Source organism: Streptomyces sp. NRRL S-455 (assembly GCF_000717875.1).
GTDB lineage: Bacteria > Actinomycetota > Actinomycetes > Streptomycetales > Streptomycetaceae > Streptomyces.
This window is the reverse complement of sequence record NZ_JOCT01000033.1, coordinates 32,827-54,124: the sequence shown is the minus strand read 5'-3', so window position 1 is coordinate 54,124 and position 21,298 is coordinate 32,827. Positions and strand designations below refer to the sequence as shown.

Genomic DNA, 21,298 nt, shown 5'->3' with positions numbered 1-21,298 from the left:
CCTGTGCGGGTGTTCGTCAGGCGGCGGCCCGCGGCAACTCCTCCAACGGTTGCCGCAGTGCGTTGCGGTAGGCCGCGAGGCGGTTCGTTCGGCCGATGGTCAAGGCTCCGACCAGTCGGCCGGCCCGATGGTAGGTGATGTCGAGGCGGCGGGCTTCGAGGTCGTACTCGACGACGCGGGCCTCGTCCGCCGCGGCAGGCAGGCCGACTGAGCGGACCTTGACGCCGTGCAGGTCCGACCAGAAGGACGGCACGCCCGTGTAGGGCTGTGGGGCAGCCGGGTTGAGGAGCGTGTGCGCGGCGGTGGCCGACTGTTCCACGGCGTTGGTCCAGTGGCCCAGCGCCAGTGCGGTGCCGTCGGCCAGCGGTTGCGGCACCTTGGCGACGTCGCCGGCGGCGACCACACCGGGCACCACCGTTCCGTCGGTGCGCAGGGCGCGCAGATACGGATCGCAGCGCACGCCGCCCTCGATGGCGAGGCCGGATCCGGTCAGCCAGCCGGTGGCGGGGACCGCTCCGAGGGCCAGCACGGCGCTGTCGGCGGGCAACTCGGTGCCGTCGGAGAGGCGGAGGCCGGTGATCCGGCCATCGGCCGACGAGCGGAAGTCCGTGACCGTGGTGCCGGTCCGCAGGTCGATGCCCGCCTCGCGATGCAGCGCGGCCATGAAGGCGCCGCCCTCGGCGCCGATGGCGCGTTGCAGCGGCTGGGCACCCGCCTCGACCAGCGTGACGTCGAGACCCCGGCCACGGGCAGCGGCGGCGATCTCGCCGCCGAGGAAGCCCGCCCCCACCACGACGAGCCGCCGCCCCGGCACGAGTTCGGCCCGCAGCGCCAGCGCGTCGTCCCGCCCGCGGAGGGTGAACACACCCCGTGGCGGTGCCGGCCGGTCCGCGGGCCAGCCGCGCGCGGTCGAACCGGTCGCGATGAGCAGCCCGTCGAAGGGCAGGTGCGTCCCGTCGGACAGGGTGACGGTCCTCGTGCCCTCATCGAGGCGGACCGCCGGCCCGCCGAGCAGCCAGCGGGCCTCGAGATCCCCGGACAGCGGCAGTTCGGCGCCCGGGGGCGGCCCGTCGGAGGTCAGGACCTGCTTCGACAGCGGCGGGCGGTCGTACGGCCGGTGGGGTTCGTCGCCGACGATGGTCAGCGCACCGGTGAAGCCCTGGGCGCGCAGGGCCTCGGCCGTGCGCAGTCCGGCCAGGGAGGCACCCACGATGAGCAGTCCGCGGGGGTCGGTGCGGCTCACGGGGCGGCCGGACCGACGGTGATGGCGCGCACCGGGCAGACGGCGGCGGCCTTCTCGGCCTTGTCACGCAGGGCCTCGGACGGCCCGGCGTCGTACACGAGGTAGTCCTCGTCGTCGAAGGAGAAGATCTCGGGCGCCGCGAAGACGCACTGCCCGTGGCTCTCGCAGAGGTTCATGTCCACGGTGATCTGCATGTCTGGCTCCGTTGCGGGGTGCAAGGTCGAGTAAGGGGGCCGGTGCCGCTCAGGCCACCGGCGGGTTGAAGCGCGAGTAGCCGGGCGCCGTCCAGCGCAGGGGCGAGGCCGCCGAGATCTCCCGTACGGCCTCGACGGAGAACTCCACCAGTCGTTGCGCGCCGGGAATCGGCGCGACCTCCTCCGCGTCCCACACGATGCGTGCGGTGCCGGTCAGCTGGAGCGAGGAGCCCGTTTCCCAGTCGGGGACGACGATGCCCGCGGCCGGGTTGAGCAGCAGGTTGCCGAGCGTGAGGAACATGGCGTTCCCCGCGTAGTCGGGCCAGCGCAGCAGCGTCGGGGAGAGAACCCGTACGAAACCGGGGTTTCCGCCGCGGTGCGAGGCGTCCGCGTCGCCCCGGTCGGAGGCGGTGGCGATGAAGAAGGTGTCCGCGGCGCTCACCGCCCGGAGCTGGGCGGCGCTGAGTTCCGTGCCTTCGGTGACGGTACGGGCCCCGGCCGCCATCGCCTCCTCGGTCGGCGGCAGGGCGTGGTGGTCGCGCTTCTGTATGTACTTGGGGCAGTTGGCGATGACCTGGTCGAGGTCGACGCGCAGGCCGCCGCCGTCCCGGACGGCCCTGCCGTTCATCCGCATCCGGCGCCGGGTGGCGGGCTCGATGGCGATCATCCCGATCCGGGCCGGACCGTCGGCCCCGGCTTCCGCCAGTACCGCTGACAGCGGGTCCTCCCGGATCGGGAGCGCGTCGATGACGAGGGTGCGGGGGTCGGGCACCCGGAGGAACCCGGGTGCCCCCGTCAGCTGGGTGGCCCAGACGCGGCCCGCGCGATCGGTGCTCCCCACGACGATCATCGGCTGTTCGGCGAGGAATTCCGCCGCGACCGCGGGGACGGAGTCGCCGATGCCGCCGAGGGAGAAGTGTGCCTGGTCGGTGAGAGCCGCACGCTTCTGCACCGCGATCTCACCGCTGTGATACGTGGCCACGGCGTTCCTTTCCGAAGGGTCCGAAGTGTGGGCGGCGACCGATGTGGGGTGTGGTCGCTTCCTAGAAGAAGCCGCAGGTCGGCGTGCCGGTGGTCGGGGCGTCGGCCGGGTCGGCCCCGGTGGGGGCGTAGACCTCCAGACGGATGCCGTCGGGGTCGGTGAAGAAGATGCCGCCGGAGGTGGCGCTCTCGCCGTGCGGCACGACGCCGGCGTAGTTGAACTCGGCGCCCAGGCCGCGCAGCACCTCTTCGGTGGCCCTGACCTCTTCGATGGTGTCGACCTGGAAGGAGAGGTGGTGCAGGCCGGCCCGGTCCGCGGCGAAGGCGGTGCCGCTCTGCTGCCAGAGGGTGACGAGCAGGCGGGAGCCGCGGCCGAGGAAGGCCCAGCGGCGGCCCTCGTCCTTGCCTTCGGCCATGACCTCGAAGTCGAAGACCTCGCGGTAGAAGGGCAGGGAGCGGTCCAGGTCCGTGACGTTCAGTCCGACGTGGCCGGTCTGCAGGTTGGGTGCCTTGCTCATCGTCAATCACATGCCTTCTGTAGGGGCCACGAGGCGTTCCCGTAACCGTTGAAAATGAAGTTAGTGGTTAGGTTGACGATCGTCAACCGGTGATCAAGGAATGACCGGTTATCGTTGGTGGGGTGATTCCGTCCGTCTCCGCCCCGCAGGAAGGACCTGGCCTGTGCCGTCGCCCACCGAGGCCGACCCCCGGCCGCTGACCGGAGAGCCCCTTTCCATCGACCTGCTCAACACCCGGTGGATCGACGCCGGGGGCCGCCACGACCTGCTCGACTCCGTCGCCGGCCTGGCCGTGTGGCTGGGCAGCCCCCCGGTCCGCCAGAGTCTCGGCGACCGTCCCGTACCGGCCGACGAGAGCACCCTGGAGCGGCTCCTTCAGGCCCGCACCGCCCTCGACAAGGCGGTCACGGCCCTGCACCACCCGGCCCCGGGCGCCGCGACCGCCCTCAACGACGTTCTGGCGCACGGCCTGGTCCGCCACCTGCTGCGTCCCGACGGCCGGCCCGACACCGTGGTCGAGGTGGACGAGCCGTCCTGGCTGCCGGCCTGGTCGGCGGCCGAGAACTTCCTGCGGCTGCTCGCCGACCGCCCCGACCGGATACGCCCCTGCTCCAACGACGAGTGCGTGCTGCACTTCTACGACGTCTCGAAGAACGGAACCCGGCGCTGGTGCTCGATGGCGGGCTGCGGCAACCGCGCCAAGGCCCGCCGCCACTACGCCCGTCAGAACCCTCTCTGACCGGCGCGCCGCGACAGGCCCGGGCGGTGGCCGGCCGGGACGCGTACGCCGAAGGGCCCGGGCCTCGTGAACATCCGAGGCCCGGGCCCTCGCACACGGCCCGACCGGCGGGCCGCGTACGGTGTGACCGGCCGCAGCGCGAGAGGAACGGCGAGATCAGCCTCCGTGGGGCTCCCGCACGTCGATGCGGTGCTCGACGCCGCCCGCCACCCGCTCCCTCAACTCGGCGCGGCGTACCTTCCCCGAAGTGGTACGCGGCAGGGACGGCACGAACTCGATCACCCGCACCCACTTCTCGGGCGGCAACTGCGCCCGCACCCGCTCCAGGATCCCCTGCGCCGTGCCGGGCCCGGCAGGGTGGTCCGCCGTGGGGACCACATAGGCCTTGGGCGCCCACAGGCCCACCGGATCGGGCACCGGCACCACGGCTGCGTCGGCCACCGCCGCGTGGCGCAGCAGCACGTCCTCCAGTTCGCGCGGGGAAATCCGGTGGTCGAACGCCTTGAACATGTCGTCGGCGCGCGCCAGATAGGTGAGCGCGCCGTCCGGGGTACGCAGCGCGAGGTCCCCCGTGTGGTAGTAGCCGTCGGCGAACGCCTTCTCCGTACGGGCCTCGTCTCCCACGTAGCCCCGCATCAGACCCAGCGGGCGATCCGTCAGGTCAAGGGCGGTCTGCGACGACCGTGTCTCGCTGCTCCTCATGGACTGTCCCTCCCGGAGCCGGCTGAAGATCCTCGGCCGTGCCCGGACCGCCGGCGTCGACCGGTGGCCGGAGGCGGCCGGTGACGTGCTGCCCGGCGGCTACCGGGCGAACGTCGAGCGGATCGTCCTCGTCCAGGTCGAGGCGTACGACTGGGACTGCGCCCAGCACATCGAACCCCGCTACACCGCGGCCGAGTTGGATGACGCGCTCAAGCCCGTCCGGCAGCGCATCGCGCATCTGGAGCAGGAGAACGCCAGGCTGTAGCAGGCCCTCCGGTCACACCCCCGGTCCCATGCGCACTGAGCCCACCGCGGTCCGTACGCCGTCCTTCGCCGCGCACCCGGGGATGGCACGAGCCTTCCCCGGGGGCCGGGCGACGCTCGGACTGATCGCGCCCCTGGAGTCGTTCGCCGGTGACCTTCCCACCGTGACGGACCATCTGGAGCTCGCCCGCGTCGCCGAGGACCTGGGCTTCGCGTCGTTGTGGCTGCGCGATGTCCCGCTCCTCGTGCCCGGCCCGGGGGACGGCGGACAGCTCTACGACCCCTGGGTGTACCTGGGCGCACTGGCCACCGTCACCCGGCGCATCACCCTCGGCACGGCCAGCACCGTGCTCCCCCTGCGTCACCCCGCCCATGTCGCCAAGGCCGCGGTCTCCGTCGACCACCTCACACGGGGACGGATGCTGCTCGGCCTCGCCGCCGGGGACCGCCCCGCCGAAGTACCCACCTTCGGCCTGGCCGGAGCGGATATCGGAGCACGGCTGCGCGACGGCTGGGACTACCTCCGCCACCTCACCGGACGGTCCACCGCCGGATACGCGTCACCACTCGGAGACCTGGCACCCGGCGTGGAACTCGTACCGAAACCGCTCCACGGCCGGTTGCCGATGCTGATGACCGGCCGCGGCGGGCTGCCACTGGAATGGACCGCCGAACACGCCGACGGCTGGCTCTACACCGCACTCACCCCCGAACAGCAGCGTATGAACACCGCCCGCTGGCGCCGCCTCACCGGCGAGCCGGGCGCGCCCGGCGCCAAGCCGTACGCCCAGGCCGGCTACCTCGTCCTTCACGACAACCCCCGCTCAGCGCCCCGGCATCTTCCCCAGGGCTGGTCCATGGGACGCGAACCGCTCATCGACGGCATCTCGCTCACCACGACGATCACCCCCGAGGGCCTGGGGCACGACCCGGCCGAGCGTGCCGCGCACCTGGCCGGCATTCTCGACGCGTACATGGCCTCGGGCGGTTTCCACATGAACGTCAACGTCCTGGACCGGGCGACGCTGGAGGACGCCATGGAACACCCGGAGAAGTACCCGGAGCTGACGGTCCGGGTCTCCGGGTACGCGGTCAACTTCGTCCGCCTGACCCGCGAGCAGCAGCTCGACGTGATCAGCCGCACCTTCCACGGATCACTGTGAACACCACCGTCGAGCCGGTGACGGGCCGGATCCACTCCTGGGACCTGTCCACGGGAGTGGACGGTCCCGGGACCAGGTTCGTGCTCTTCCTCAGCGGCTGCCCGCTGCGCTGCCTGTACTGCGCCAACCCGGACACCTGGCACATGCGCGACGGCAAGCGGACCACCGTCGACGAGGTGCTGGCCGAGATCGAGAAGTACCGGCCCTTCATCACCACCGCCGGCGGGGGAGTGACCCTCACCGGCGGCGAGGCGCTGCTGCAGCCCGCCTTCACGGCCGCGGTCTTCCGCCGCTGCAAGGAACTCGGCCTGCACACCGCCCTCGACACCTCCGGCTTCCTCGGCGCCCGCGCGACCGACGAACTGCTCACCGACACCGACCTGGTCCTGCTGGACATCAAGTCCTTCGACGTCCGCACCTACCGGAAGCTGACCGGAGGAGACCTCTCCCCGACCCTGGACTTCGCCACCCGCCTGGACCGGCTCGGCGTCCCGGTGTGGATCCGTTACGTCCTCGTTCCCGGGTGGACCGACGCCCCGGCGGCCGTCGACGGCCTGGGCGCGTTCCTGGCCGGGCGGGGCAACGTCGACCGGGTGGACGTCCTGCCGTTCCACAAGCTCGGCGCCCGCAAGTACGAGGCGCTGGGCATCCCCTTCCCGCTGCGCGACACACCCGCGCCGGGACCCGACCTGACGGAGCGGGTGCGCGAGCAGTTCCGGGAGCACGGCCTTCGGGCACTGTGACCGAGGAGCGCGAGCGAGGTGCCGCGAGTACGTGCCGGAGTACGTCCGCGAGTGTGACGCGGGCCGGGCTCCACTGCCTCGTACACGTCCACGAGTCCGGCTCTGCGCAGCTCGCCGATCAGCCGCCTGATCACCACGGGGTGGTGTTCGCGCTGGTCGCGATGTGCTCGGAGGTGCGGTGATTCCTGAAGGCCGCGTCTGCCCCGCGGGTCAGGGATACCGGGTGTTCAGAAAGATCCCGTTGAGGCGCGAGTCGAGGACGTGGACCTGCTCGCGGCCGAAATCCCTCTTCGGCGGGTCTACCGTACCCGGGTACACGGCCGAGCCCCAGTTGTTGTTCGTCTCTATCTTGTGGACGGTCCAGGCCGGGTCGTTCGGGCTGAACCCCACATAGCCTTGGCCGCTGAGGCAGGAGGTGTCCCCGTCAGCGAACGTGACCTTCAACGATCCGGCCGGGGCCATCCAGCAGAACGCCCAGTAGTCCGCGGACGGCTGCTGCTGCGCGGCCGTGGCCGGGGAAGCCGCCCCCGCAGTCACCACCGCGGCGGCGGCAACCAGGGCAGCGGACAGCCGTCGGAGCATCGAAGAACTCATGATCCCTCTCATCTGGCTATTGCTGTCTCACTGATGTGGCAACCCGTACCCTGCCGGCGCTTTTCGCCCCGGTGCGGGATACGGAGCGCGTCTCTGACGGTAGGCGCCCGCAAAGGGCCGACGTGCCGCTGGGATCCCTCTATGGACACAAAGTCACACCCTTTCGACATGCGGGCGCACATCTCCCACGCTCCGGGCACACTCGATACGGGATCTTCCGCCTTCACCACAGGGCGTCTGCGCCACCAGAACCCGTCCGGGCGACCTGAGGGATCGGGGCCCGGACTGAAATTCAGCCGTGGTGAGACCGGTACTCCGCGGAGCCTGGCGCTCTGTGGACGTAGGCCGGGACGTTGCCGGCGCCGACGCCCAGGGCGGGCTTGCCGGCCGAGTAGGCGGCCTTGACCATGGCGTTGCCGCCGGTGGCCAGGATCAGCGAGACGCCCGGGTGGCGCATGAGCGTGCCGGTCGCCTCGACCGACGGGGTCTCGATCCACTGGACGCAGTGCTCCGGAGCGCCCGCGGCGACGGCCGCGTCGCGCACGACCCGGGCCGCCTCGGCACTGCACCGCTGGGCGGAGGGGTGGAAGGCGAACACGACCGGATTGCGGGTCTTCAGCGCCATCAGCGCCTTGAAGATCGTGGTGGAGGTCGGGTTGGTGACCGGAGTGATCGCGCACACCACCCCCACCGGTTCCGCGATCTCGACCATGTCCTCGATGTCGTCACGGGCGATGACACCGACGGTCTTCATACCTCCCATGCTGTGCGTGACGTGTTCGCACGCGAACATGTTCTTGGCCGCCTTGTCCTCGAAGACACCGCGTCCGGTCTCCTCCACCGCCAGGCGGGCCAGTGCGGTGTGCTGGTCCAGGGCGGCGACCGACGCCTTCCTGACGATGTGGTCGACCTGCTCCTGCGTCAGATCCTCATAGTCGGCGAGAGCCTTGAGCCCGTTCGTGACCAGCCGGTCGACGGCGATGACGGTCTCGGACGGCTCGCCGCCCGGGGCGGCGGGGCTGGTTCGGGCGTCCTGTCGGGTCATGAGGGTTGTGCCTCCATCGTCGAGGTCGTAGGCCGGAAGTCCGGCAGCCTGCCGTGCGGGAGCGGCACCGCGGGCGCCGGTACCGCTCCCACCGCCACCGTCCCGCGGACGGGAGCCGCCCCCCAGGCGTCGAAGGTCCCGGTCCGGGCCCGACCGGCCCGGGTCGCCGGGGCCGGTCGGGGTCACCGCTCGGAAAGCCAGTGGCGGGCGATCCGGGAGGAGTGCTTCTCGGGCGGGCGGGTGTCGTCGTCACGGAAGGTGAGGCCGTTCAGCACACCCACCACGCCGTCCACCCGCCAGGTCAGCCGGACCGCCACCGGGATGTCGCTGCGGCGTTCCAGGCGTCCCTCCAGCGTGGCCGTGCCGTCGTGGACCGAGACGAGGACAGTGTGCGGCGGCAGGCACATGGCGTGGGTCAGTACCTCGTCGATGATCTCCTGACGGATCTCCGCCTCGGTGCGCAGGAAGACCCGCAGCAGGTCACGGCGGGTGGCGATGCCGATCAGGCGGTGCTCCTCGTCCACCACGGGCAGCCGTTCGATGCGGTGACGCTCCATCACTCGCGCCGCGGCCGCGACGCGTTGCTCCGGGTGCACGGTGATCGCGGGTGTCGTCATCAGCTGCCCGGCGGTCATGGCGCGGGCCTTGGCCGCCGCGACACGTGCCGTGCGGCGCAGTGCCGGCAGCCGGAAGCGCCCTTCCCGGCCGCGCTCGGCCTGCGCCGCCTGCCGGTGCACCAGGTCGGTTTCGGAGATGACGCCGAGGACCTTGTCGTCGGAGTCCACCACCGGCAGGCCGCTGATCCGGTGCCGGGCCAGGAGCTGTGCCACGTCCTTGAACGGTGTGTCCTGGTACGCCTGGATGACGTCGGGGGTCATCACTTCGCCCACCTTGCGGGTCTTCACGGCAGTTCCCTTCTCCGCTGGTGCCTGTGGAGGGCCACCGGTCTTCCCTGCGTACGGCCGCTCCGGGCCGGCCCGTATCCCCGTCGGGCCTTGTGGTGCGCGGTGGGCATCGGGAGCCGGGACCCACTTGTGAGGGCGGCCAGACCGCTGCCGCTCTCCCGTTGGACTGTCCCGGGTGGCCGGCCCCCTGATGCCTCTTCAGCCTCCTGCGCACCGGGCTTGAAGGGGCAGGGCCGACCGGTACCGAGCTCCCTGGCCGAAGCGCCCTCTCGTCGGCCGGCCCCCGGGGGGCGGCGGTGATACCGGCCGTCACCCGGGCACGCCGCCGCCGCGGGGAAGTGCCGGCCTGCCCTGGCAGTGGCGCCGTCAGGCCCCGTGCGAAAGAGACCGCTACCCGTGGGAAGGCGGAAACGTGAGAGCAAAAAGGGCCGGTCGGCCCTGGCCGTTCAGTGCTGCATCGCGCAAGATCTGCGACAGGGATGGACCGGTCCCGCCCATGAGAGGCGTGTTCCGGTGCGGGACACGGACGACACAGACGAGACAGAACAGGAGCCGTCGATGGCGGACAGCGAGCGACCCGGTACCGACAACCCGATCCGGGTCTTCTTGCTGGACGACCACGAGGTGGTACGGCGCGGGGTGCGCGACCTGCTGAACGACGAGCCGGACATCGCTGTGATCGGCGAGGCCGGCACCGTCGAACAGGCCCTGGTGCGCGTTCCCGCGCTGCGTCCGCAGGTGGCCGTGCTCGACGTGCGCCTGCCCGACGGCGACGGCGTGACCGTCTGCCGCGAGCTGCGCTCGCGCATGCCGGACCTGTCCTGCCTGATGCTCACCTCGTTCGACGACGAGGAGGCCCTGCTCGACTCGATCATGGCCGGCGCCTCCGGATACGTGCTGAAGCAGATCCAGGGCACGGACCTGGTCTCCGCCGTGCGCGCGGTGGCCGTCGGCCAGTCCCTGCTCGACCCGAGCGCCACCGCCAAGGTGATGGCCCGGCTGCGCCAGAACCAGCAGCCGGAGGAGGAGCCGGACGCCCTGCCGGGGCTCACCGCCCGCGAGCGGGAGATCCTGGCCCTGATCGGCGAGGGCCTGACCAACCGCCAGATCGGCCAGCGGCTCTACCTCGCCGAGAAGACGGTCAAGAACCACATCTCCCGCCTGCTCGCCAAGCTCGGCGTGGAGCGCCGCATCCAGGCGGCGGTCATCGCCACCCAGGCCCAGGACCGGCTGCGGCACGAAGGACACTGAGCCTCCCCACACGGCCCCTACCCGCAGGGCACATGAACGCGGAGGCGGGCATCAACGGCTTCGGCCGCACCGGCCGCGCCGTCGTGCATGGCGGCGCCTCACTGACCGTGGATCCCCGCCTGGCCCGGACACCGCCACACCTCCTCGCCATCACTCGGTCCTTGGGTCACTCGTGCGGGATCACCGCGACCGGCGCCGTGGCGTGATGCAGGACCGTGTGCGTGACGGGTCCGATGCGGGCACCCAGCGGGGTACGCCGGATGCGACGGCCGACGACGACCAGCGACGCTTCCCGGGCGGCGTCCACCAGATGGTCGCCGGCGCTGCCGGCCGAGGTCTGCTCCACGACCTCCACACCGGGGAACTTCTCGCGCCACGGCGCCAGGACCGCCTCGACGGCGTTCGCCTCCTCACGGGCGAGTTCTGCGTTGAGTACCGGGTCCGGGGGAAGCCCGTACGCGAAATAGGGCGGCAGGCTCCATCCGTGCACCACGCGCAGCCTGGCCGAACGACGGGCCGCCGCCTCGAACGCGAACGCGATGACCGCGTCGTCGGGGTGCTGATGGTCCAGCCCCAGCACGACGTCCCGGTACGGCGTGGTGCTCGACGGCCGGCCGTCCGCGTCCAGCCGGTGCTCGTCCTCGGCGCTCACACCGGAGCGTACGAGGACGACGGGGCGGTCGGTGTGCGCGACGAGAGCGAGCCCGACGGAACCGACGAGGAAACCCACGGTGCCGCCGAGGCCTCTGGATCCGATGACCAGCGGTTCGGCGTCCGCGGACGCCGACACCAGCGCCGTCATGGGCGGTTGCGGAACCTGCTGGGAGGTGATCTCGAGGCCGGGGTGGTGCTCGTGCAGCCGCTTGGTCGCCTCGCGCAGGACCTTCCCACCCCAGTGCCGGTGTGCCGCGTTGTCAGGCACCGGCAGGGCGTAGGGCTGCCAGTCCCAGGCATGCACCAGGTGCAGGGGGAGACCACGCAGTTCCGCCTCGCGCGCGGCCCACTCCGCGGCGGCGAGACTCTCGGGGGAGCCGTCCACTCCGACGGTCACGGTACGGGGCATGGCAAGGACCTCCTGGCAGTGAACGGGGCGCCTTCCGCGTCCCGTTGACACGGTGTCAGCCGGAGGCCTCTCGGCAGCAGGGCCGATCGGCCCCACCCGTGGCGGCGTACGGCCCTGACGAACGGGCCGGGGATGTCGGGGGTCGATGGCGCGTGTGCCGCCTCGACCGCGTGCGGGCGGCACCATTCAGAACTCGACTTTGAGGGCGAGCGAGACCATCCTCGTTCGTTCGAACTGGATCTTGAATGTGTTGCTCATGCTCGCTTCGGCCTTCACCTGCCGGCGTCCCAGTGTTGCCTCGAGACCGGCGGCGGTCTTGCAGAACAGATCGAAATCGCGATTCAGCTCGCTGAGCAGATTGACCACGAGCGAAAGACTTGTGGTCACATTATGCGTCCCGTCCCGCTGCTCAATGAAGATTCGCAGGTCTTCGACGTCGCTCGGATCGTACCCATCCAGGACCCCCAGGGCTCCTGCGATCGAAGGCGCGTGGCCTGGCCAGTTCCCTTCCGCCTCGATGGTCAGCTTCAGATCGCGACGTAGATGGGCGGCAAGACGGAGCGAACTCTTCTCCTCGACGGACAGGCTCGCGTTCGACGGCTTCTTGCGCGCCTCTCCGTTCCGTCCGGCCCGTGTCTGAGCGGTGTACTCGTTGTCGACGCTGTACCCGCCTGACTCCGCCCGAGACTCCATGACGTGCAGCGACCTGGCCCCGAGTTCCTTGCATACCTTGAGTGCGAGACGGCACTTCCGCAACGCTGTCCCCTGAATCGCGTTCTCGGCTGCCACATAGCGATAGGCGGTGTCACGATCGCGCACATAGGCCAGGTCAGGATGCAGGACGGTCTCCCGCAACTCGGGGAAGCGCTTCCACCGGCCGAACAGCGGAACCGGCACGATCGTGATGCGATGGTCACGCAGCCGCTCCGGGTCGTCGTCGGAGATGCGAACGAAGTCCTCCAGCGATACGGTCAGCAGCCGATCGGCCAGTTCATCCGGAATCTGCATGTTCCCCATCTGTCTTCTGGTCGATTCGCTTCCTTCTTGTTCTGGCGGCCGCCCATGGGTCTCCCACCATGGCCTTCAGGGCCTGCTTCCCCTCCTCGATCCTCGATCTGGCACCCCATTCCAGAACGGAGCGGAACTTCTCACGATCCACGGTGATCCGGCCGGCGAGCAGTACCTCGGTGATCCGTTCCGTGACCGCGGCCTCCCAACCAGTCGCGGCGTCGGGGCCTTCGACGATCACGACGACACCCTGTGGCCCACTGCCGTCATGCCGGAGCCCGACTGTTGTCTGGATCAGCAGCCAACCCCTGAAGCGAACTGCCAGACCCGGCTCCCCGCGGCGGTGCCGCCCTTCTCGGCCGAGTCGGCCGATCACGTGGATGGCCCGTCGCTTCTCCTCGGGGCTCCGGCGCATCCCGTCGAGCCAGACGAAGGGCGGCTCGCCGCTCTCGTATTCCGCGTAGACCAGCATCAGACGGACGCTCATAGCATCGCCTGGACGACTTCGCTCGCGAGGAGTTCGGCGGATTCGAGAGTGGCGAGGCTGCCGACCACCACCTTGGTCTTTTCGCGCATACTCAGCAGGCTGATGAGGTCGCTGAGTTGCCCGCGCACACGAGTCAGATAGGCGGCCGAGCCCAGCAGATCGTATCGGGGGTCCTTGTCGGCGAAAGTGATGACGAAGATCACCTTTTTGATCTTGGTGCTGTATCTCTTGATACGGGCGACGTCAGCAGCCAGCCGCTCATACGCCTCGGATGCTCCGGGGGCTTCCTCATCCGCTTCGAGATGGGGTGCCTTGATGAGGTAGATGATGTATTGGGCCGCCTCCACGCCGTCTCGGGAGGCGTCGAGGATCTCGTCCATCCCGCTGAAGTCCTTGACGTTCCTGAACTTGAGCGGCTTGTCGACCCAGAGAACCTTCTTCCCGGTGTCCAGCCGGATTCGTCCGATGAACTCGCCCGCTGGGTGGGTCCGGTGCACCGGCTCACCCCACTTGCCCTGCCAGGTGTTCAGCAGAGTGGTCTTGCCGCTCATCCCTTCACCGAGCAAGATGATCTTTGCGGGACGTTTGAGACGACGAACGGCGACAGCCGTCCCGATTGCTCCCGTCAGCACGACGGCACCGACGATCACAGGCAGCGGCAAAGCGTGCTCCTTGCACAAATGAGGGAGCTCAGAGAAGTCTCTCGACGCTCGCCAATCGATGATCAATCAAAGCAGACGGATGAAGATCGATGTCAGGAATCACATAAATCGGTGCCCTCGGCGGCTGTTGGCTTTCGGCTCGCGGGAGATGTTTGTCGAACGCGAGTTCCGACAGGGTCAGGCGTGCATGTGTGCGGGCAACGGCACCGCCCATTCCGCGACCGTGCCGGTGGGCTCGTTCGGGGTGAGGGTGAAGCTGCCGCCGAGGTCGGTGGCGCGCCGGCGGAGGTTGTCCAGGCCGCTGCGGCGGGCGACGGCCGGGTCGATACCGGTTCCGTTGTCGGCGACGCGCAGCCGCAGCCGGCTGCCATCCGTCTCGGCGGCGACCTCGACGGCGGTGGCATGCGCGTGCCGGGCGGCGTTCGACAGCGTTTCCCGCAGCACCGCGACGAGGTGCTCGGCATGGCCGGAGGGCACGTCGGTGTCCAGCAGACCGGACATCCGCAGAGCGGGACTGAAACCCAGCACAGCGGCGGCCTGGTCGGTCTCGGCGAGAAGCTTCGCGCGCAGTCCGCCGCGGCCGTCGGAGCGGTCGCGCTCGTGCAGCGCGTAGATCGTGCCCCGTACCGTCTTGATGGTGTCGTCGAGGTCGTCGACGACCCGCTGGACCCGCTCGGCCACCTGGGGCCGGTCGGAGACGCGGCCGAGTACCGAGTTCAGTGTCAGGCCGGAGGCGAACAGCCGCTGGATGGCCAGGTCGTGCAGGTCCCGGGCGATGCGATCGCGATCGCTCAGCACCAGCAACTGGTCGGCCTCGCGACGGTGCTCGGCGATCTCCAGCGCCAGCGCCGCCTGGTCGGCGAAACCGCTGATCATGGTCATGGTGGAGTCCGAGAACCCGGCCCCGCCGGCCCGGTTGGCGACCTGCAGGACCCCGCGGACATGCTCGCCGCCTCCCAGCGGGAGCAGGAACCCCGGCCCCAGATCGATCAGCGCCGCGGAGCCGCCTCCCGCCTGAGCCTCGCCGGACAGCGCACCGCTGGTGATTCGCTCGTTGGAGTGGTAGACCTTCGCGGCCAGTGTGGTGGCGGCCAGCACCAATCCCTGCACCCGCTCGGCGCCTTCGCCGTCGGCCGCCTCGATCACCAGCTCGTCGCCGCCGTCGAACGGCACCGCCAGCGTCACCAGATCAGCGCCGGACAACTCCCTGACGGTCGCGGCGACTCGGTGCAGCACCTGGTCCGGGTCGGTGCCGGACAACAGGCTGCGGGTCAGTTCGCTGCTCGCCGCCAGCCACCGCTCCCTGCGGCGGGTGTCCTCGTACAGGCGCGCGTTGTCGATCGCGACGCCCGCCGCGGCCGCGAGGGTGCGCAGCACCGCCTCGTCATCGTCGTCGAACTCCGCGCCGCCGCGCTTGTCGGTCAGGTACAGATTTCCGAAGACCTGGTCGCGCACGCGCACCGGCGCGCCCAGGAACGTCGTCATCGGCGGATGGCCTTCGGGGAAGCCCACCGAGTCGGCATGCCGGCCCAGGTCGGCCAGCCGCAGCGGCTCCGGCTCCCTGATCAGCAGGCCCAGGATGCCCTGGCCCTCGGGATAGTGGCCGATGGCGCGGATGGTGTCCTCGTCCATGCCGACCGTGATGAACTGCCGGATCTTCCCTTCCTCACCCAGCACGCCCAGGGCCCCGTACCGGGCGTCCACCAGGGTGACCGCGGACTCGGTGATCCGCCGCAGTACGACGTCGAGATCCAGATCGGTGCCGATGGCGAGGACCGCGTCCAGCAGCGTGTGCACCCGGTCCCGGGCCGCGCGGACCTGCTCCACCTGCGCCTGGAGTCCCTCCAGCAGCTCATCCAGCCGCAACTGGGGTGCCGCCGGACGGCTCCTGCGCTCCTCGGCCGGACTGTCCGCCATCCCCGCTCCTCCGGATCAGGTGTCGCTGGCACCCCTCATCATGCCGGAACGGTCCGCCCTCCACGTGAGCACACCTGTCGAGGCGGTCGCCGGCCCTTGGGCCGGGTCGGCCGTCCTCACCACCCGGGCCGTGCGCGCCTGCCGAACAGCACACCGCGCGGCTCCGGCGGGGGCGGGGTGCCGGGACGCAGCGGCCAGGCGATCAGCATGCCCGCCACAAAACCCGCGACGTGCGCCAGGTAGGCCACGGTCCCCGCCTCGGAGACGCCCTCACCGGACGAGTACACCGCCTGGAGCGCGAACCAGGAGCCGAGGACGAGCCAGGCCGGCAGCCGCAGCGGCAGGAAGATCAGGAAGGGGACCAGGACCCAGACCCGGGCCTTCGGGTACAGCACGAGGTAGGCGCCCAGCACGCCGGCGATCGCCCCGGAGGCGCCGATCAGGGGGCCGGCCGAGCTGGAGTCGGCAAGGGCGAACACATACGCGGCCGCGTATCCGCAGACGGCGTAGAAGAGCAGGAACCGGATGTGTCCCAACCGGTCCTCGATGTTGTTGCCGAAGATCCACAGGAACAGCATGTTGCCCAGCAGGTGCAGCCAGCTGCCGTGCAGGAACATCGCCGTCAGGACGCTGAGTTCCGGGGACTTGTCGTAGGGCGGGGGGCCGACCACGCAGCCGGCTCCCCGCGCACCCACCCCGACGTCGCCCGTGGGCACCAGCCGTGGCATCTGATGGTGGATCAGCTCCCTGGGCACCGCCGCGTAATGGTCCAGGAACGCCTGGAGGTGGCACAGTTCGGCCAGGCTGCTCCCGCCCGTCACGGAGCCGGCCATGCCGGGGGTGAGCAGGAACACGACGATGTTGGCGGCGAGCAGCGCGTACGTCACCCAGGGGGTGCGTCGCGCGGGGTTCACGTCATGGACGGGGATGACCACCTCACACGTGTTCCCATCGAGTCGCCGGTGAATCGGGGACACGGCTGAACACAGTCGTCCAGGTGTGCGTATGTCTCGGCAACCGCCCGCGGCGCGGGGAAGGCGGGTCGCGGGGCCGACGTGAGGAACAGGCGATGAACGACCGAGTTACTCCTCCCATGCACGCACTGCCCGACGGCGAGGCGGAGCTGACGCTGGTGGTGCGGCTGCCCTGGGAGGACGTGGCCCGCCTCGGCCAGGAGGCCGGGCGGCTGGCCTCTCAGATGCGGCGGCCCGTGACGCTGGACGAGGCGGTGAGTCACCGGTTGCGTTCCTCGCGGATCGCGGCGCACGCGAAGCCGGCGGGGGAGCAGCCGCCGGCGGTGACGGCCGCCTCGGCGTCGGTTTCGTCGCTGCCGTCGCGGCCGCCGGCGGAGCAGGCGCGGCAGGCGATCGACCGGATCAACGGGACTGCTGGGACTGCCTAGGCTTTCGCCGCAGGGGTGCGGGTTCGCTGCCGGGTGCGGGGCCGTTGTGGCCGTTCGCGCCCGCGCGGCGGAGCCGCACAGTGATGCAGCCCCGCGCCCCTGGAGGGCATGACCGCACCGCCCTCTACAAGGAACCGCGGACCTTCGCCGCCGCCTTGCGCGCCGCTACCAGGACCGGGTCCCAGACGGGGGAGAACGGTGGGGCGTAGCCGAGGTCCAGGGCCGTCATCTGTTCCGCCGTCATGCCGGCCGTGAGGGCGACCGCCGCGATGTCGACCCGCTTGCCCGCGCCCTCCCTGCCGACGATCTGGACGCCGAGGAGGCGGCCCGTACGGTGTTCCGCGAGCATCTTGACCGTCATGGGGGAGGCGTTCGGGTAGTAGCCGGCCCGGCTGGTCGACTCGATGGTGACCGCCTCGAAACGCAGACCCGCGCGGTGTGCGTCCTTCTCGCGCAGTCCCGTGCGCGCGATCTCCAGATCGCAGACCTTGCTGACCGCCGTGCCGACCACGCCCGGGAACGTGGCGTATCCGCCGCCGGCGTTGGTGCCGATGACCTGGCCGTGCTTGTTGGCGTGCGTGCCCAGCGGGATGTGCCGTTCCTGGCCCGAGACCAGGTCCAGGACCTCGGCGCAGTCGCCGCCGGCCCAGATGTTCTCGTGGCCGCGCACCCGCATCGACCGGTCCGTGAGGAGACCCTCGTGCGTGCCCAGGGGGAGACCGGCCGCCTTCGCGAGGGTCGTCTCGGGGCGCACGCCGATGCCGAGCACGACGACGTCCGCCGGGAACTCCCGCTCCTTCGTCGCGACCGCGCGCACCCGGCCGTCGTCCCCCGTCAGGACCTCGGTGACCTCGGCGTCGTTGACCATCGTGATGCCCAGGCCCTCCATGGCCTCGTGCACCATGCGGCCCATGTCGGGGTCGAGGGTCGACATGGGCTCGCTGCCGCGGTTGACGACCGTCACCCCGTAGCCGCGCTTGATGAGCGCCTCGGCCATCTCCACACCGATGTAGCCGGCCCCGACGACCACCGCGTGACGGCCACTCGTGCCTGCCAGCGTGTCGAGCAGCGCCTGGCCGTCGTCCAGGGTCTGCACACCGTGCACCCCGGGGGCGTCCATGCCGGGCATGTCCGGCCGGATCGGCCGGGCCCCGGTCGCGATCACGAGCTTGTCGTACGACGTCCAGGACTCGGCGCCGGAGTCGACGTCCCGTGCGCGCACCCGCTGCCCGTCGAGGTCGAGCTCCATGACCTCGGTGCGCAGCCGCAGGTCGATGTCCCGCGCGCGATGCTCCTCGGGGGTGCGGGCGATGAGTTCGTCCCGGTCCGGGACGTCGCCGCCCACCCAGTACGGGATGCCGCACGCCGAGTACGACGTGAAGTGGCCGCGTTCGAAGGCCACGATCTCCAGCTCGTCGGGTTTCTTCAGACGGCGTGCCTGCGACGCCGCGGACATTCCCGCGGCGTCGCCGCCGATCACGACCAGTCGCTCCCGTGTTCCCCGCGTGCGGCTCATGCTCATGCGAACACGCTACGGGAGCAAGGCATTTCAGTCCTGCTCACCCTGGGTTCGCGAAGTCCCGGACTCCGGCGCCGGCCGGGCCGTCGGCAGCGGGCCGAGGGCGCTCATGGCGGACGCGGGCGCGGGCGCCGGTCGCGGGCGGCGCGGCAGGCGGGGACGTACGACGCGCAGCCAGAGCAGCGTGATCAGGGCGGCCACCGTCGCGAACGGCAGGAGCGCGCCGAGTGCCACCGCGAGCCAGCGCAGCATCGTCACGAACGCGTTCCAGCCGCCCGCGAGCGCGTCCACGAACCCCGGGTCGTCGTTCTTCTCCGCCTTCTTCACCGGTGTCTCGGACAGCGAGAGGGTGATGGTGGCCAGGCTCGTGCGGTCCTTCAGGGACGCCTGCCGGGCCAGCAGCGCCTCCAGGTCCGCCTGGCGGCTGCTCAGCTCGCCCTCCAGGGTCACCACGTCGCTGAGCTTCGTCGCCTGGTCCATCAGCTCCCGGATCCGGGCCACGCTGGCACGCTGCGACCTGATCCGGCTCTCCACGTCCACGACCTGGTCGGTGACGTCCTGGGCCTTCGCGCTGCGGTCGAGGAGCTTGCCGGCGCCCTCCAGGGCGGTGAGGACCTCCTCGTACTTCTCGACGGGCACGCGCAGCACGACCCGGGTGCGTTCGCGGCCCTCCTCGTCCCGGGTGGTGGTCTCGTCGCCGACGTAGCCGCCGGCGTTCTCGGTGCCGGCGCGGGCCTCCTCCAGGGCCTTCGGGGTGTCCTTGACCTGCACGGTCAGAGACACCGTGCGGATGATGTGGTTCGGCGTGAGCTTCGGCGGCGCGGTCGCCCGGGCACCGCTTCCGGCGCCGCCCGGAGCGGCCTCCTTCGCGTCGGCCTTGGCGTCCCCCTGGGACGCGGCCATTCCGCGGTCGGCCGAGCTTCCGCCCATGTCGCCGCCGCTGCCGCTGCACCCTGTGACCGCGAGGGCCGCGGCCAGCAGGAGGGCGGCCAGGGGCGGTGCGGAACGTCGTGCGGGTCGTTGTGTGCGCATGCGGGCATCCCCCGGGGTCGATTTCGCTGACGCTACTTCGACGCCCGGACCGTGCCGGACGTTTGGCCCGGGACGGTTCCGATGCGGTCACGGTCGGGACTCGTGCGGGACACCGGGCCCCGGGAGCGCTGCCGGTGGGGTCTGAGAGGCTGGGGGCATGCGCGAAGCACGAGAGCACGTCGTCGTCATCGGGGCCGGCATCGCGGGTCTTGCCGCCGCGCACCGGCTGCTGGAGCGAGGGGCGCGGGTGACCGTGCTGGAGGCCTCCGACCGGGTCGGCGGCAAGCTGCTGCCCGGGGAGATCGCGGGCGGCCGCGTGGACCTCGGCGCCGAGTCGATGCTGGCCCGCCGCCCCGAGGCGGTGGCGCTCGCCCGCGAGGTGGGCCTCGCCGACCGCCTCCAGCCGCCCGCCACGGCTACGGCGTCCATCTGGACGCGCGGCGCGCTGCGCCCCATGCCCAAGGGGCATGTGATGGGCGTGCCCGGCACCGCCGCCGCCCTGTCCGGCGTGCTGTCCGACGAGGGCCTCGCCCGCATCGAGCGGGACGCCGAGCTGCCCCGCACGGAGGTCGGCGACGACGCGGCGGTGGGGGAGTACGTGGCGGCGCGCCTCGGCCGCGAGGTCGTCGACCGCCTGGTGGAACCCCTGCTGGGCGGCGTGTACGCGGGCGACGCGTACCGCATCTCGATGCGCTCGGCCGTTCCGCAGCTCTTCCAGGCGGCCAGGGCCCACGCCTCCCTGACGGAGGGAGTCCGCGAGATCCAGGCCAGGGCGGCCGCCGCCCAGCAGACCGGCCCGGTGTTCACGGGCATCGAGGGCGGCGTGGGCACCCTGCCCCTCGCGGTGGCGGAGTCGGTCCGGGCTCGCGGGGGCGAGATCCTCACGCGCACGCCGGTGACGGAGCTGCGCAGGGTGGCTCCGCCGGACGCGGCCGGCGAGCCGGCGGACCTCGGGCGGCCGACCCCGGCCGACGGGGGCCGGCCGCGGGGCGTCGGGCGCATGGGTTCCCCGGTCCCGGGCGACGTGGGTGGGTCGCGGGGCCTGGGGGGCGTGGGTTCGCCGGACCCGGCCGAAGCCGGTGGGGCGCGAGACACCGGACTCGAGGGCGGGTCGGACCCGGGCCGGCCACCGGCCACCGGCCGCGGCCCCGCCGCCACCTCCGCGACGCCGCAGCCGCCCGCGGTATGGCGCGTCGTCGCCGGTGACCGCGTGCTGTACGCCGACGCGGTGGTTCTCGCCGTCCCCGCCCCGGCCGCCGCCCGCCTCCTGCGCACCGAGAGTCCCGAGGCCGCCGCCGGGCTCAGCGGCGTCGAGTACGCCTCCATGGCCCTGGTCACGCTCGCCTACCGCCGGGCCGAGGCGGTCCTCCCCGAGGGCAGCGGCTTCCTGGTGCCGCCGGTGGACGGGCGCACCATCAAGGCCTCCACCTTCGCCTCGCGCAAATGGGGCTGGATCGCCGACGAGAACCCCGGCCTCGTCGTCCTGCGGACCTCCGTCGGACGGTACGGCGAGACGGAGATCCTCCAGCGCGACGACAGCGAACTCGTCGAGGTGTCCCGGCACGACCTGAAGGCCGCGACCGGCCTGGCCGCCACCCCCGTCGCCACCCGCGTCACCCGCTGGGACGACGGCCTGCCCCAGTACCCCGTCGGCCACCACGCCCGCGTGGCCCGTATCCGCGAGCACGTCGCGAAGCTCCCGGGGCTCGCCGTGTGCGGTGCCCCGTACGACGGCGTCGGCATCCCGGCCTGCATCGCGAGCGCGTACGCGGCCGTGGACCAGATCCAGGGTGACCTGCGCGGTGTGCAGGAGCTCACCGCCCACCCGGTGCAGAGCCTGCACGGCGGAGCGGGAGAATGAGGAGC

21 protein-coding genes and 4 pseudogenes are annotated in these 21,298 nt (G+C 71.3%); 8 read left to right on the top strand and 17 right to left on the bottom strand.

The window, feature by feature from the left end; translation table 11 throughout:
- Positions 1-16: 16 nt before the first annotated feature.
- The 4 genes from IE97_RS0133565 to IE97_RS0133550 all read right to left on the bottom strand — a co-directional run bounded on the left by IE97_RS0133565 (position 17) and on the right by IE97_RS0133550 (position 2,936).
- On the bottom strand, positions 17-1,243 hold the full coding sequence (locus tag IE97_RS0133565; RefSeq protein WP_037845185.1) for an NAD(P)/FAD-dependent oxidoreductase: 1,227 nt from the start codon (positions 1,241-1,243) through the stop codon (positions 17-19).
- A complete protein-coding gene (locus IE97_RS0133560) occupies positions 1,240-1,437 on the bottom strand; it encodes a ferredoxin (RefSeq protein ID WP_030249123.1) in 198 nt (65 codons plus the stop codon). Before IE97_RS0133560 ends, IE97_RS0133565 begins: the two co-directional genes overlap by 4 nt.
- Before the next feature lie 49 nt (positions 1,438-1,486).
- Positions 1,487-2,419 carry a pyridoxamine 5'-phosphate oxidase family protein gene (locus IE97_RS0133555; RefSeq protein ID WP_030249120.1) on the bottom strand — a complete coding sequence of 311 codons (933 nt, stop codon included), beginning with the start codon at positions 2,417-2,419 and terminating at the stop codon, positions 1,487-1,489.
- A 61-nt stretch (positions 2,420-2,480) separates the two neighbouring features.
- Positions 2,481-2,936 carry a VOC family protein gene (locus IE97_RS0133550; protein WP_030249116.1) on the bottom strand — a complete coding sequence of 152 codons (456 nt, stop codon included), beginning with the start codon at positions 2,934-2,936 and terminating at the stop codon, positions 2,481-2,483.
- Between the two features lie 163 nt (positions 2,937-3,099).
- On the opposite strand from IE97_RS0133550, the gene IE97_RS0133545 reads away from it, so the two are divergent.
- Entirely contained in the window at positions 3,100-3,675 is a 576-nt protein-coding gene (locus IE97_RS0133545; protein WP_030249112.1) for a CGNR zinc finger domain-containing protein, read from the top strand.
- 156 nt (positions 3,676-3,831) lie between these two features.
- On the opposite strand, the gene IE97_RS0133540 is transcribed toward IE97_RS0133545, so the two are convergent.
- Positions 3,832-4,377 (bottom strand): AMP-binding enzyme, encoded by a 546-nt coding sequence (locus tag IE97_RS0133540; RefSeq protein WP_030249108.1) that lies wholly within the window; start codon positions 4,375-4,377, stop codon positions 3,832-3,834.
- Between IE97_RS0133540 and IE97_RS0133535 the strand changes: the two genes are divergently transcribed.
- The 4 genes and pseudogenes from IE97_RS0133535 (at position 4,376) to pflA (ending at position 6,547) form a co-directional block, all read left to right on the top strand.
- Entirely contained in the window at positions 4,376-4,642 is a 267-nt protein-coding gene (locus tag IE97_RS0133535) for a hypothetical protein (RefSeq protein WP_199809849.1), read from the top strand. The genes IE97_RS0133540 and IE97_RS0133535 overlap by 2 nt on opposite strands.
- A pseudogene (locus IE97_RS0133530) lies at positions 4,578-5,483 on the top strand (LLM class flavin-dependent oxidoreductase); the annotation flags it as partial. The gene IE97_RS0133535 and the pseudogene IE97_RS0133530, both read left to right, overlap by 65 nt.
- A 30-nt stretch (positions 5,484-5,513) precedes the next feature.
- Positions 5,514-5,804, top strand: a pseudogene (locus tag IE97_RS43860) (glycine radical domain-containing protein); the annotation flags it as partial.
- Entirely contained in the window at positions 5,801-6,547 is a 747-nt protein-coding gene (gene pflA, locus IE97_RS0133520; RefSeq protein ID WP_030249101.1) for a pyruvate formate-lyase-activating protein, read from the top strand. The pseudogene IE97_RS43860 and the gene pflA, both read left to right, overlap by 4 nt.
- Before the next feature lie 38 nt (positions 6,548-6,585).
- Here pflA and IE97_RS43855 read toward each other — a convergent pair.
- The 4 genes and pseudogenes from IE97_RS43855 to IE97_RS0133500 form a co-directional block, all read right to left on the bottom strand.
- Positions 6,586-6,722, bottom strand: a pseudogene (locus tag IE97_RS43855) (transcriptional regulator); the annotation flags it as partial.
- Positions 6,723-6,757: 35 nt separating this feature from the next.
- Entirely contained in the window at positions 6,758-7,141 is a 384-nt protein-coding gene (locus IE97_RS0133510; protein WP_158708378.1) for a hypothetical protein, read from the bottom strand.
- Positions 7,142-7,469: 328 nt separating this feature from the next.
- Positions 7,470-8,186, bottom strand: a pseudogene (locus IE97_RS0133505) (aldehyde dehydrogenase family protein); the annotation flags it as partial.
- Between the two features lie 182 nt (positions 8,187-8,368).
- The gene (locus IE97_RS0133500) at positions 8,369-9,091 is read right to left on the bottom strand and encodes a CBS domain-containing protein (protein ID WP_037845181.1); all 723 of its coding nucleotides are present in this window, start codon (positions 9,089-9,091) and stop codon (positions 8,369-8,371) included.
- A 558-nt stretch (positions 9,092-9,649) separates the two neighbouring features.
- On the opposite strand from IE97_RS0133500, the gene IE97_RS0133495 reads away from it, so the two are divergent.
- Positions 9,650-10,342 (top strand): response regulator, encoded by a 693-nt coding sequence (locus IE97_RS0133495; protein ID WP_030249088.1) that lies wholly within the window; start codon positions 9,650-9,652, stop codon positions 10,340-10,342.
- Positions 10,343-10,508: 166 nt separating this feature from the next.
- On the opposite strand, the gene IE97_RS0133485 is transcribed toward IE97_RS0133495, so the two are convergent.
- The 6 genes from IE97_RS0133485 to IE97_RS0133460 form a co-directional block, all read right to left on the bottom strand.
- Positions 10,509-11,405, bottom strand: a complete 897-nt coding sequence (locus tag IE97_RS0133485) for a universal stress protein (protein WP_030249083.1) — start codon at positions 11,403-11,405, stop codon at positions 10,509-10,511.
- 186 nt (positions 11,406-11,591) lie between these two features.
- On the bottom strand, positions 11,592-12,413 hold the full coding sequence (locus tag IE97_RS0133480; protein WP_030249079.1) for a hypothetical protein: 822 nt from the start codon (positions 12,411-12,413) through the stop codon (positions 11,592-11,594).
- A complete protein-coding gene (locus IE97_RS0133475; RefSeq protein WP_030249075.1) occupies positions 12,397-12,885 on the bottom strand; it encodes a hypothetical protein in 489 nt (162 codons plus the stop codon). Before IE97_RS0133475 ends, IE97_RS0133480 begins: the two co-directional genes overlap by 17 nt.
- A gap of 11 nt (positions 12,886-12,896) precedes the next feature.
- On the bottom strand, positions 12,897-13,562 hold the full coding sequence (locus tag IE97_RS0133470) for a GTPase domain-containing protein (RefSeq protein WP_158708377.1): 666 nt from the start codon (positions 13,560-13,562) through the stop codon (positions 12,897-12,899).
- 177 nt (positions 13,563-13,739) lie between these two features.
- Positions 13,740-15,479 carry a GAF domain-containing protein gene (locus IE97_RS0133465; RefSeq protein WP_030249066.1) on the bottom strand — a complete coding sequence of 580 codons (1,740 nt, stop codon included), beginning with the start codon at positions 15,477-15,479 and terminating at the stop codon, positions 13,740-13,742.
- A gap of 116 nt (positions 15,480-15,595) precedes the next feature.
- On the bottom strand, positions 15,596-16,414 hold the full coding sequence (locus IE97_RS0133460; protein ID WP_030249062.1) for a rhomboid family intramembrane serine protease: 819 nt from the start codon (positions 16,412-16,414) through the stop codon (positions 15,596-15,598).
- 134 nt (positions 16,415-16,548) lie between these two features.
- Between IE97_RS0133460 and IE97_RS0133455 the strand changes: the two genes are divergently transcribed.
- Positions 16,549-16,881: a hypothetical protein gene (locus tag IE97_RS0133455; RefSeq protein WP_030249058.1), complete on the top strand. Its 333-nt coding sequence runs from the start codon at positions 16,549-16,551 to the stop codon at positions 16,879-16,881.
- A gap of 124 nt (positions 16,882-17,005) precedes the next feature.
- Here the strand turns inward: IE97_RS0133455 and IE97_RS0133450 are convergent, their stop codons facing one another.
- Together IE97_RS0133450 and IE97_RS0133445 are read right to left on the bottom strand one after the other, a co-directional pair.
- The gene (locus IE97_RS0133450; protein WP_030249054.1) at positions 17,006-18,403 is read right to left on the bottom strand and encodes an FAD-dependent oxidoreductase; all 1,398 of its coding nucleotides are present in this window, start codon (positions 18,401-18,403) and stop codon (positions 17,006-17,008) included.
- Between the two features lie 27 nt (positions 18,404-18,430).
- Complete coding sequence (locus IE97_RS0133445) at positions 18,431-19,432, bottom strand: DUF4349 domain-containing protein (RefSeq protein WP_030249050.1); 1,002 nt, start codon at positions 19,430-19,432, stop codon at positions 18,431-18,433.
- 157 nt (positions 19,433-19,589) lie between these two features.
- On the opposite strand from IE97_RS0133445, the gene hemG reads away from it, so the two are divergent.
- Entirely contained in the window at positions 19,590-21,293 is a 1,704-nt protein-coding gene (hemG, locus tag IE97_RS0133440; RefSeq protein ID WP_030249045.1) for a protoporphyrinogen oxidase, read from the top strand.
- The last annotated feature ends 5 nt before the right edge of the window (positions 21,294-21,298 follow it).

Excerpts from the sequence above, each read along its gene's own strand:
- IE97_RS0133560 (WP_030249123.1), bottom strand. The coding sequence starts at position 1,437 with ATGCAGATCACCGTGGACATGAACCTCTGCGAGAGCCACGGGCAGTGC.
- IE97_RS0133550 (WP_030249116.1), bottom strand. The coding sequence starts at position 2,936 with ATGAGCAAGGCACCCAACCTGCAGACCGGCCACGTCGGACTGAACGTC.
- IE97_RS0133535 (WP_199809849.1), top strand. The coding sequence starts at position 4,376 with ATGGACTGTCCCTCCCGGAGCCGGCTGAAGATCCTCGGCCGTGCCCGG.
- IE97_RS0133540 (WP_030249108.1), bottom strand. The coding sequence starts at position 4,377 with ATGAGGAGCAGCGAGACACGGTCGTCGCAGACCGCCCTTGACCTGACG.
- IE97_RS0133510 (WP_158708378.1), bottom strand. The coding sequence starts at position 7,141 with ATGAGTTCTTCGATGCTCCGACGGCTGTCCGCTGCCCTGGTTGCCGCC.
- IE97_RS0133495 (WP_030249088.1), top strand. The coding sequence starts at position 9,650 with ATGGCGGACAGCGAGCGACCCGGTACCGACAACCCGATCCGGGTCTTC.
- IE97_RS0133485 (WP_030249083.1), bottom strand. The coding sequence starts at position 11,405 with ATGCCCCGTACCGTGACCGTCGGAGTGGACGGCTCCCCCGAGAGTCTC.
- IE97_RS0133480 (WP_030249079.1), bottom strand. The coding sequence starts at position 12,413 with ATGCAGATTCCGGATGAACTGGCCGATCGGCTGCTGACCGTATCGCTG.
- IE97_RS0133475 (WP_030249075.1), bottom strand. The coding sequence starts at position 12,885 with ATGCTGGTCTACGCGGAATACGAGAGCGGCGAGCCGCCCTTCGTCTGG.
- IE97_RS0133465 (WP_030249066.1), bottom strand. The coding sequence starts at position 15,479 with ATGGCGGACAGTCCGGCCGAGGAGCGCAGGAGCCGTCCGGCGGCACCC.
- IE97_RS0133455 (WP_030249058.1), top strand. The coding sequence starts at position 16,549 with ATGAACGACCGAGTTACTCCTCCCATGCACGCACTGCCCGACGGCGAG.
- IE97_RS0133450 (WP_030249054.1), bottom strand. The coding sequence starts at position 18,403 with ATGAGCATGAGCCGCACGCGGGGAACACGGGAGCGACTGGTCGTGATC.
- IE97_RS0133445 (WP_030249050.1), bottom strand. The coding sequence starts at position 19,432 with ATGCGCACACAACGACCCGCACGACGTTCCGCACCGCCCCTGGCCGCC.
- hemG (WP_030249045.1), top strand. The coding sequence starts at position 19,590 with ATGCGCGAAGCACGAGAGCACGTCGTCGTCATCGGGGCCGGCATCGCG.